The sequence below is a fragment of the Actinomadura sp. SCN-SB genome, assembly GCF_043906805.1.
Taxonomy (GTDB): Bacteria; Actinomycetota; Actinomycetes; order Streptosporangiales; family Streptosporangiaceae; genus Spirillospora.
The window spans coordinates 158,087-168,402 of record NZ_JBIMPP010000011.1 but is presented as its reverse complement, the minus strand read 5'-3'; the positions used below and the strand labels follow the sequence as shown (position 1 = coordinate 168,402).

Sequence of the window (10,316 nt, the reverse complement as noted above, 5' to 3'; positions counted from 1 at the left end):
GCTCATCGCCAGCATGTGACCCACGCGGGGCCACACGCGGCCGGGCTCAGTTCTTGCCCTGCCCGCGTGGAGGTGCGCAGGATGCTCGTTCGACGAGCTGGGCGCCCACGCGGTAGGTGCGGGCCGGCCGCGGCGCGTCGTCAGTGGAGTTGCCCGCGTCCCGGTTCATCATCTGCAGGAGCAGGTCCATGGCGAGTTCGCCCAGCTCGCGGGCGCCGTTGTCCACGACGGTGATCGGTGGGTGCCACCAGCGCAGCCAGCTGATGTCCTCGTAGCAGATCAGGGACAGGTCGTCCGGGATGCGTACCCCGGCGGCGGTGAGGGCCGGCAGCACCCCGAAGACGGCCTCATGGTTGGCGGCCAGCAGCGCGGTCATCTCCGGGGCGCGTTCCAGCAGCCGGCCGGCGGCGTCCGACCCGAAGGCCGGCTCGAAGGGGCCGCGTTCGACGAGTCGCTCGTCCACTCGGATCCCGCTCTCGCGCAACGCCTGTTCGTATCCGGCGTAGCGTTCCTGCCCCGAGGTGGCCGACAGCGGCCCGCCGATGTAGCCGATGTGGCGGTGGCCGAGATCGAGCAGGTGGCGGGTCGCCTCGTACGCGCCGTCGCGGTCGGACGCGAGGACGGTGGGCCCGGCGCTCTCGGGAGCCGCGCGGATGAGGTTGACCAGTGCCCTGCCTTGGGCGATGAGCGCGTTGGAGGCGGCGGCGTTGCGTCCCGTGCCGATGAGCACGAGACCGTCGACGCCATGGTCGCCGAGGGTGCGCAGGATGTCCTCCTCCCGGCGCGGGTCGGCGTCGGTGATGCACAGCATCACCTGGTAGCCCTCGGCGGAGGCGCGGCGCTGGACGACCTCGGCGATCGTGTGGAACGAGGCGTTCACGAGGTTGCCGATGACCAGGCCGATGAGGTGGGACTGGCGCGAGCGCAACGCGCTGGCCGTCCGGTTGGGACGGTAGTTGAGCCGGCGCGCGGCCTCCTCCACCGCCGCGCGTGTCTCCGGGGCGATGAGCGGGGAGCCGCTGAGGGCGCGCGACGCGGTGCTCCGGGACACGCCCGCGGCCGCCGCGACGTCCTTCAAGGTTGCACTCACGCCCGCTCCACCGCCTTCTCCGAGTGTGCCGTACTGGGATCGATCCCATCGATCGCGATAATCATGGCACGACTTCGGCCGTCTGTGGTCGTTTCGCTTAACTTTCTCCCTTGTTAAATGCCTGTTTCGGCCTTGACGTTCTGGTTCGTCGTCCTGGAACCTTATGCAATCGATCCCAACACCCTGGGAAGGACGACCTTGGATCGCGATGACGTCGCCTGGCACGGCTACTGGCCGGCCGCGCCCACACCCTTCACCTCCGACGGTGCCCTGGACGAGCCCGCGCTGCGCGAGGTGCTCGGCCTGTACCTGAGCCAGGGGGTGCACGGTGTGCTGGTCAACGGCACCACCGGCGAGTGGTTCAGCCAGAGCCCGGCGGAGCGGCGGCGCGTCGCCGAGATCGCCGTGCGCGAGGTGGACGGCAGGATCCCGGTCGTCGTCGGCGTCACCGCCTACACCCCCGCCGAGGCCATCGACCTGGCCCGGCACGCGGCCGGCGTCGGCGCGGACGGCGTGCTGGCCACCCCGCCTCCGTACGTCCACCCGGGGCCCGAGGAGATCCTGAGCTTCTACGCCGAGGTCAGCGGGGCGACCGACCTGCCGTTCATGGTCTACAACTGGCCGCGCGGCGTGTCCGCCGACATCTCCGCCCACCCCGGCCTGGTCCGCCGGCTGGCCGACCTGCCCAGGGTGGTCGCGATCAAGGACAGCACCGGCGACTGGCTGCGGATGCTCGGCACGGTCGAGGCCGTCCGCGACCGGGTCCGCGTCTTCGGCAGCTTCCTGCACCGGCGCGGCCTGGCCGTGCTGCTGGAACTCGGCGGGGACGGCAACATCGACGGCGGCGGCCTCGGAGCCCCGTTCGCGGTGCCGTACTACGAAGCCGTCGCCGCGGGCGACCGCGATGCCGCCCGCACCTGGGCGGACCGGTACTCCGCCCTCTCCGGACGGCTGGTACGGCCCGACTACAGCGGCATACACGCCTCGCCGATCCCGCAGCTCAAGGCGGCGATGTCCCTCCTCGGCCAGCCCGGCGGACAGGTGCGCCCGCCGCTGCTTCCGGTGACCGACGCCGAGTCGCTCCGGGCCATCGACGCGGCGCTGACCGAGTCCGGGCTCCGCGACGCCCTCGCCGCGACCGCGCCGGTCCTCCCAGGAGAGCGCGCGTGAACGGCACCGTCCAGATCACCGTCGACGGCGAACGGGTGGACGCCGCGGAGGGGGCCTCGCTCACCGCGGCGTTCGTCGGCGCACGCCGGTGGCGACTGCGTGACAATCCCGTCAGCGGAGAGCCCCGCGGGCCGTTCTGCGGCATGGGCGCCTGCTTCGAATGCGAAGTCACCGTGGACGGGCGGCCGCACGTCCGGGCGTGCCTCACCAGGGTCGTCGCCGGGATGGCGGTCGAGACGAGCCCGGAGCGCGGACGATGAGCCGCGCCGGAGCCCGCGGCGAGTCAGGTGCCGACTGCGACGTCGTGGTCGTCGGAGGAGGCCCCGCCGGGCTCGCCGCCGCGGTTCGGCTGGCCTCCGGCGGGCTCGCCGTGACCCTCGTGGACGAGCAGCCCGAGCTGGGAGGCCAGTACTACAGGCGTCCCTCGCCCGCGGTCCTGCGCGACCACGGCGATCACCGTCCCGAGGGCGGACGGCTGATCGGGCGGGTGCGGGAACTGGGCGTGCGCTGCCTGACGGGGCATCTGGTCTGGGGTGTCGCCGACGACGGCCGCACCCTGCTGGCCACCGGCCCCGTGGGCGAGCCGGTCGTGCTGCGCGGACGGTACGTCGTCGTGGCCACCGGCGCCTACGAGCGGAGCCACCCCTTCCCCGGCTGGCAACTGCCCGGCGTCACCACGCCCGGGTTCGCGCAGCATCTCGCGGCGGCCGACGGAGCGGCGATCGGCGATCGCGTCCTGGTCGCCGGATCGGGACCCTTCCTGCTTCCGGTCGCCTGCTCCCTGCTCGACCGCGGCGTCACGGTCGTCGGCGTCGCCGAGGCGGGGCACCCCTACCGGCCCTCGGCACGGTCGCTCGCCGCCCTGCGCCACCTTGGAAGGCTCGGCGAGCTCACCCGGTACGCGGCGCGGCTGGCCCGTGCACGCGTCCCGGTCTGGCAGGGGCACGTGGTGCTGCGCGCGGACGGTGAGGACCGCGTCTCTTCGGTCACCCTCGCCGCCACGGCCGCACCGACACGTCCCGTCCGCGCGCTTGAGGTGGACGCCGTGTGCGTCGGCTACGGATTCCGCCCGCAGACCGAGCTGGCCAGGCTGCTCGGCTGCGAGGTCCGGTGCGACCCGGTCACCGGTGACGCCGAGCCGGTCACCGACGCCTTCGGCCGCGGCGGCCGGCCCGGTGTCTACGTGGTCGGGGAGGCGGCCGGGATCGGCGGCGTCCACCTGGCACGGAACCGCGGGACGACGGCGGCCGCGCACATCCTGGCGCGCGAGGCCAGGTCCCGCCCCGGCCCGACGCCGCCCGCGCCCCGCGAGATCGTCCGGCTGGCCGCCGCCCGCCGGAGGCTCGCCGCGTTCACGGCGCTGACGGCCGATCTCTACCCCGGCCCCGGCGAGCTGCAGGACGTCCTCGCACCGGCGCTTCCCGGCGAGACCATGGCCTGCCGTTGCGAGGCCGTGACGGTCGCGGACGTGCGTTCCGCCGCGGCGGGGCGGGCCGGCGGCGACCTCAACGCGACCAAGGCCCGGACCCGTGCGGGCATGGGCCCCTGCCAGGGCCGTTTCTGCGGCTACGCCGTGGCCGGTCTGATCAGGCACGCCACCGAGCACGACCCGTCCGGCGGCTCCGCACCCGAACAGGTGTTCACCGCCCGCCAGCCGGTCCGCCCGGTCGACGTCGAGACGCTCCTCGCGCTCGCCGAGCCGGAGCCGGCCGAGGCCGAGGAGGGGCGGCGATGAGCGTGCCGACCGCCGACGTGGTGGTGATCGGGGCCGGGGTGGTGGGCGCCGCCGCGGCCTTCCATCTCGCCCGCGCCGGCCACGACGTGGTGGTCCTCGACCGCGGGGCGCCCGGCCGCGAGGGCTCGGGGACGACGGCGGGCAACCTGCACGTCCAGGCGGTCCACACCCGGCGTCCCGGGCAGGAGGTCGCCCTCGACAGCGCCCGGTTCCTGCCGCTGCAGCGGGCCGCGAGCGATCGGTGGGAGACGGTCGAGGCCGAGCTGGAGACCTCGGTCGAGCTGCGCCGCAGCGGCGGCTTCACCATCGCCGAGACACCCGGGCAGCGCGCCGAGCTGATCGCCAAGCGCGCGTGGGAGGAACGCGCCGGGCTGCCCACGGAGGTGCTCGACGGCGACGCCGCCCGCGAAGCGCTGCCCCTGCTCGGCCCCACCGTCACCGCCGCCACCTGGTGCCCGCTGGACGGCTACGCCAACCCGCTGCTGGTGACCCCGGCCTACCTCGCCGGAGCGGCCCGGTACGGCGCCCGCGTGTACCCGTTCAGCCCGGTCCGTGCGCTGGAACGTTCCGGCTCGGGCTGGCGGGTCGTGGCGGAGCGGGCCGTCGTGGAGGCGGCCGCGGTGGTCGACGTCGCCGGCCCCTGGCTGGGGGAGATCGCCGCGCTGGCGGGGATCCGGCTGCGGATGTCGCCGGTCGCCATCCAGATGCATGTCACCGTCCGGCTGCCCGAGACGCTCCGCCACCTGGTCCAGCACATCGGCGAGGGGCTGTCGGTCAAGCAGGTCTCCGCCGGCAACCTGCTGATCGGCGGGGGCTGGCCCGCGCTCGCGCTGGACCGGGAGGGACGCAGCCGGGTGAGCCTGGACAGCGTCCTGGGCAACATCGCCCAGGCGGCCCGCGTGCTGCCGTTCGTCCGGAAGCTCCGCCTCCTGCGCACGTGGGCCGGGCCGCTGGCCGCCACCCCGGACGAGATGCCGGTCATCGGCGAGGTGCCGGGCGCTCCCGGCTTCTTCGTCGGCGGCGGCACCTACGCCTTCACCTTCGCCCCGCTGTGGGGCGAGACCCTGCGCTGCCTGGTCGAAGGGGCACCGGCCCCGGTGGACGTGCACGACCTCGGCCCGGACCGGCTCCTGGAGCCCGCCGAGCCCGCCGCACCGCCGTACGAGGAGGCCCGATGACGGGCCCGAGGAGAGAGGAGACGCGCGTGCCGGTATCGCTCAACCCGCGACGGCCCGCACCGGCCGAGGGGACGCTGTGGCTGACCGGCGGGCACGTCGTGGACGTGGTCGGCGGCACGATCCGGCGGAACGTCGACGTGGCGGTCACCGAGGGCACGATCACGTCGATCGGCGCCGGACCGCCGCCGCCCGGTTCCCAGGTCCTCGACCTGGGCGGCCGCTACCTGCTGCCCGGCCTGATCTCCGTGCACACCCACCTGTCGGTCGTCTACCCGTTCTCGGCCACCGACGAGGCGGAGAACCCGGGCCTGACCGCGATGCGGGCGCTGTCGCGGGCGCAGGACGCGCTGTACGCGGGCGTCACCACGCTGCGCTGCGTCCACGAGCAGCACCGCGCCGACCTGCTCGTGCGGACGGCCGCCGAGCAGGGCTGGGTGGACGCCCCGCGCATCGTCGGGGCCGGCCGCGCCGTGTCCACCACCGGCGGCCACGGGCACGGCTCGGCCTGCTCGTACGCCGACGGGCACGACGGCTTCCTGCGCGCGGCCCGTGAGGAGCTGGCGGCGGGCGCCGACCTGGTCAAGATCTTCATCACCGGCGGGATCGCGCACCAGGGCGAGTCGTTCACCGGCGCTCAGATGACGCCGGACGAGATGCGCGCGGTGGTCCGGGCGGCGGAGGAGCACGGAAGCTACGTCACCGCGCACGCGGGGTCGGGCGCGGCGATCCGGGAGGCGCTCGCCGCCGGCGTCCGCGGCTACGAGCACGCCTACGACCTGGACGACGCGACCGCCAAGGAGATGGCCGCGAGGCGGGTGTTCCTGACCCCGACGCTGTGCGTGACCCGCTGCCCGGAGTGGATGCGCGAGCACGACTTCACCGAGTGGCAGATCGAGCGCGCCATGGAGGTCGGTCCCGGTCACCTGGCCAGCATCCGCCGCGCGGTCGCCGCGGGGATCGCCGACCCCGCCGACCCGGAGGCGCCCGGCATCACCATGCTCGCCGGCACCGACTACCCGCCCGGCGAGCCCATCGAGGACACCGTGGTCGCGGTCCGGGAGATGGAGTTCCTCACCGACGCCGGGCTGAGCCCGGCGCAGGCGCTGCGCGCGGGGACCAGCGACGCGGCCCGGCTGGTCGGGCTCGCCGGCCGGGCGGGCGCGGTCGAGGAGGGCCTGCTGGCCGACCTGGTCGTCACCGACCGCGACCCGCTGTCGGACCTGTCGGCGCTGCGCCGCATCCGCTTCGTCATGCAGGGCGGCCGAGTCGTCCGTTCCGACCTTCCCGCCGTTCCCGACACCATCGGAGGCAACGCGTGACCCCCTCCCCCCGTATCCGGCTCGCGGTCGACATCGGCGGCACGTTCGTCGACGCGATCGCCTACGACGACGCCACGGGCGAGCTGCGGCTGCACAAGGTTCCGACGACGCCGCGGGAGCCCGCCCGGGGCGTGGCCGACGCCGTCGCCGGTCTCGCCGAACGCCTGGACGGGGTCGAGGCGTTCGCGCACGGCACGACGCTCGGCCTGAACGCCATCCTGCAGCGCCGTGGGGCCAAGGTCGGGATCATCACCAACGACGGGTTCCGCGACCTGCTGGAGATCGCCCGTGCGAACGTGCCGAGCCAGCACATGTACGACTTCTCCTACGCCCCGCCGCCCCCGCTCGTGCCCCGCCGCCACCGCACCGGCGTGCCCGGACGCATCGACGCGCAGGGCGAGGAGGTCGAGCCGCTGGACGAGGACGCCGTGCGCGAGGCGGGCCGCCTGCTGGTGGAGGAGCACGGCCTGAGGTCGCTGGCGATCTGCTTCCTGCACTCCTACGCGAACCCGGAGCACGAGCGCCGCGCCGCCCGCATCCTGCGCGAGACCTACCCGGACGTGTCGATCTCCGTGTCCACCGACATCACCCGCGAGTACCGCGAGTACGAGCGGACCAGCACCGCCACGCTCGACGCCTACATCCGTCCCGTCCTGAACGACTACATCGGGACGCTGGAGCGGCGGCTCACCGGCGCGGGGCTCACCCGCCCGCTCCACATCATGCGGTCGGGCGGCGGCGCGATGACCGCGGAGCTGGCACGCCGGGCACCGCTGATGACCGTGCTGTCCGGCCCCGCGGGCGGGGTGGTCGGCGCCTCGTTCCTGGCCCGCGAGCTCGGCCGGTCCAAGCTGATCTCCTTCGACGTCGGCGGCACCAGCGTGGACTGCTGCGTCATCGAGGACGGCTCGCCCGGCGAGGTGCACGAGGCCGCGATCGACGGGTTCCCGCTGCTCATCCCCATCTTCGACATCCGCACCGTCGGCGCGGGCGGCGGCTCCATCGCCTGGATCGACGAGGGCCTGCTCAAGGTGGGCCCGCACAGCGCCGGAGCCGTCCCGGGACCGGTGGCCTACGGCGCCGGGGGCACGGAGCCGACCGTGACCGACGCGGCGCTGGTCCTCGGCTACCTCGATCCGGCCGCCTTCCTCGGCGGCGACATGAGCATCGACGCGGACGCCGCCCGCGCCGCCATCGAGGAGAAGCTGGCCCGGCCGCTCGGCGTGGACGTGACGACGGCGGCGGAGAGCGTGTTCCGCGTGCTGCTGGCCCGCACGGTCGGCGCCCTCCGCGAGATCACCGTGGAGCGGGCGCTGGACCCGCGCGAGTTCTCCCTGCTGGCCTTCGGCGGCGCGGGCCCGCTGCTCGGCCCCATGCTCGCCCGCGAGATGGGCATCGCCGAGACGATCGTCCCGCGGGTCCCGGCCGCGTTCTCGGCGTTCGGGATGATCATGTCGGACCTGGAGCACGAGTTCGCCGCCACGGTGCTGAAGCCGCTCAGTGACGCCACGCTGGCCGAGCTGGAGCCGGAGTTCGCCGACCTGGAGGCCCAGGGCGCGGAGGTGCTGGCGGCGCAGGGCGTCAAGCCCGAGGACCGCACGCTGATCCGCCGTCTCGACATCCGCTACCGGGGGCAGGAGCACGCGCTCGGCATCGACCTGCGCCCCGGCGACGACGCCGCCGCGATCCTGGCCCGCTTCCACGACCAGCACCGCGCCCGCTACGGCCACGCCATGCCGGACGGCGGGCAGATCCTCACCCTGCGGATCCGCGCGATCGGCGGGCTCGCCAAGCCGGGGCTGCGCGAGGTGCCCGCCGCCGGCACCGGCGCGCCACCCGTACCCGTGGGCTCCAGGCCCGCGTTCGACGTGGCGACCGGCGGCACCGTGCCGTTCCCGGTGTACGACAGGGCCGCGCTCGCCCCCGGGCACCGGATCCCCGGCCCCGCGATCGTCGAGGAGGGCACGTCCACCACGGTCGTCTTCGGCGACCAGGCCATCGCCGTGGACGGCCACGGCCATCTGCTGGTGACCAGTCCCGCCCCGGGCACGGAGGCCGCCCGGTGACCGCGAACGGAGAGTCCATGACCGACGACCGCAGGCTGGACGGCGCGACCGTCGAGGTGATCCGCAACTACCTGGTGTCGGTGGGCGAGCAGATGCGCCGCACGCTGGTGCGGGCCGCCTTCAACCCGGTGATCTACGAGGTGCTCGACTTCGGCATCTCCCTCTACACCGCCGACCTGGAGCTGATGGCCGAGGCCGCGGGCATCACCTCGTTCCTCGGCGCCAACGACCACGCGGTGGTCAAGGGGGTGGAGTACGTCGGCCGCGAGAACCTGGCGCCCGGCGACGTCTACCTGCTCAACTACCCCTACTGGAGCGGGGCCCACGCCTACGACGCGATGCTGTTCGCCCCCGTGTTCCGCGACGGGCACGAAGGCCCGGCCGCCTACCTCGCCGTCCGCGCCCACTGGATGGACCTGGGCGCCAAGTCCCCCGGCTACGTCCTGGACTCCACCGACATGCACCAGGAAGGGCTGATCTTCCCCGGCACCAAGATCGTGAACCGGGGCGAGGTGGTGCGCGACATCATCGAGCTGATCCGCTTCAACTCGCGGCTGCCCGACCTCACCATCGGCGACTTCCACGCCCAGCTCGCCGCCCTGCGCACCGGCGAGAACCGGCTCGCGCAGGTCTGGGACAAGTTCGGCGGCGAGACCGTCGACCAGGCCGTCCGTCAGATCATCGAGCACGGCGAACGGGTCGCGCGCAAGGCCGTCGCCGCGCTGCCCGACGGCACCTGGACCGCCCACGACTACTGCGACGACGACGGCATCAGCGACGACCCCATCCGCATGGAGGTCCGGGTCACCATCGAAGGCGACCGGATGGAGGTCGACTTCAACGGCTCGGACGGGGCGGTGCTCGGCCCGGTCAACCTGCCGATCGGCGCCACCGAGAGCATCGCCAAGGCCACCTTCAAGGAGCTGACCACCCCCGCCGAGCCGTCCAACGCCGGCCACTACCGGGCCCTGAAGATCAAGGCGGACCCGGGCACCTTCTTCCACGCGGTGTACCCGGCGGCGACGTTCACCCAGTGGAGCGGCATCGTCGCCTTCGAGCTGATGCACAAGGCACTGGCCCGGGTCATCGAGTCCATCCCGGCGTCCTCCGGGGGCGACGAGCCCGGCTTCATGGCGCTCGGCCACGACCCCCGCACCGGCGAGGACTTCGTCATCAGCAACAACGAGGGCATCGGCTGGGGCGCCCGCCGCGACCGCGACGGCGCCAACGCCCAGCAGCATCCGTCCCAGAGCGTCGTGCGCAACACGCCGATCGAGGTGCTGGAGCACAAGTCGACGATCTTCCATGAGCGGCTGGAGCTGATCCCCGACTCGGGCGGGGCCGGCCGGTACCGCGGGGGCGTCGGCGTGCTGCGCCAGGTCCGCTACCTCGCCGACGGCGAGGTGCTGTCGATGAAGAAGAAGAGCAAGACCAGGCCGTGGGCGTTGCACGGCGGGCTGGAGCCCGAGCCCAGCGCGATGACGCTGTGGCCCGGCACCGAACGCGAGAAGCGCGTCGGCATGTACCGGGCCGCCATGCGGGCGGGGGACCGCTTCGTCAACCGCACCGCGGGCGGGGGCGGGTACGGCGACCCCCTGGACCGCGACCCCGCCGCCGTCGTGGCCGACGTCCTCGACGGCTACGTCACCCCAGACGCCGCCGAGCGCGACTACGGACTCGTGGTCGCCCCCGACGGCACCTACCACCCCACACCGGCCCGTGCCGAACGGCACGAGGCTTGACCCGTCCGCCCGGACA

The 10,316-nt window shown here is 74.0% G+C and carries 8 protein-coding genes; 7 read left to right on the top strand and 1 reads right to left on the bottom strand.

Translation table 11 applies throughout. From position 1 onward, the window contains the following. Window positions 1-46: 46 nt before the first annotated feature. Window positions 47-1,090, bottom strand: coding sequence for a LacI family DNA-binding transcriptional regulator (locus ACGWYJ_RS10375; protein ID WP_395105528.1), 1,044 nt, complete (start codon window positions 1,088-1,090; stop codon window positions 47-49). 198 nt (window positions 1,091-1,288) lie between these two features. Here ACGWYJ_RS10375 and ACGWYJ_RS10370 point away from each other — a divergent pair, with 198 nt between their 5' ends. From ACGWYJ_RS10370 to ACGWYJ_RS10340, 7 genes are read left to right on the top strand one after another with little or no spacing between them, the layout of a single operon-like run. Next, the gene (locus ACGWYJ_RS10370) at window positions 1,289-2,260 is read left to right on the top strand and encodes a dihydrodipicolinate synthase family protein (protein WP_395105527.1); all 972 of its coding nucleotides are present in this window, start codon (window positions 1,289-1,291) and stop codon (window positions 2,258-2,260) included. Further along, window positions 2,257-2,520 carry a (2Fe-2S)-binding protein gene (locus ACGWYJ_RS10365; RefSeq protein ID WP_395105525.1) on the top strand — a complete coding sequence of 88 codons (264 nt, stop codon included), beginning with the start codon at window positions 2,257-2,259 and terminating at the stop codon, window positions 2,518-2,520. The genes ACGWYJ_RS10370 and ACGWYJ_RS10365 overlap by 4 nt, the downstream gene beginning before the upstream one ends. Then, the gene (locus tag ACGWYJ_RS10360) at window positions 2,517-3,995 is read left to right on the top strand and encodes an NAD(P)/FAD-dependent oxidoreductase (RefSeq protein WP_395105523.1); all 1,479 of its coding nucleotides are present in this window, start codon (window positions 2,517-2,519) and stop codon (window positions 3,993-3,995) included. The genes ACGWYJ_RS10365 and ACGWYJ_RS10360 overlap by 4 nt, the downstream gene beginning before the upstream one ends. Next, window positions 3,992-5,173, top strand: coding sequence for an NAD(P)/FAD-dependent oxidoreductase (locus ACGWYJ_RS10355; RefSeq protein ID WP_395105521.1), 1,182 nt, complete (start codon window positions 3,992-3,994; stop codon window positions 5,171-5,173). Before ACGWYJ_RS10360 ends, ACGWYJ_RS10355 begins: the two co-directional genes overlap by 4 nt. A 26-nt stretch (window positions 5,174-5,199) precedes the next feature. Continuing rightward, window positions 5,200-6,492 (top strand): amidohydrolase family protein, encoded by a 1,293-nt coding sequence (locus tag ACGWYJ_RS10350; protein WP_395105519.1) that lies wholly within the window; start codon window positions 5,200-5,202, stop codon window positions 6,490-6,492. Next, window positions 6,489-8,558, top strand: coding sequence for a hydantoinase/oxoprolinase family protein (locus ACGWYJ_RS10345; RefSeq protein WP_395105517.1), 2,070 nt, complete (start codon window positions 6,489-6,491; stop codon window positions 8,556-8,558). The genes ACGWYJ_RS10350 and ACGWYJ_RS10345 overlap by 4 nt, the downstream gene beginning before the upstream one ends. Further along, window positions 8,555-10,300 carry a hydantoinase B/oxoprolinase family protein gene (locus ACGWYJ_RS10340; protein ID WP_395105516.1) on the top strand — a complete coding sequence of 582 codons (1,746 nt, stop codon included), beginning with the start codon at window positions 8,555-8,557 and terminating at the stop codon, window positions 10,298-10,300. The genes ACGWYJ_RS10345 and ACGWYJ_RS10340 overlap by 4 nt, the downstream gene beginning before the upstream one ends. Window positions 10,301-10,316: the final 16 nt, after the last annotated feature.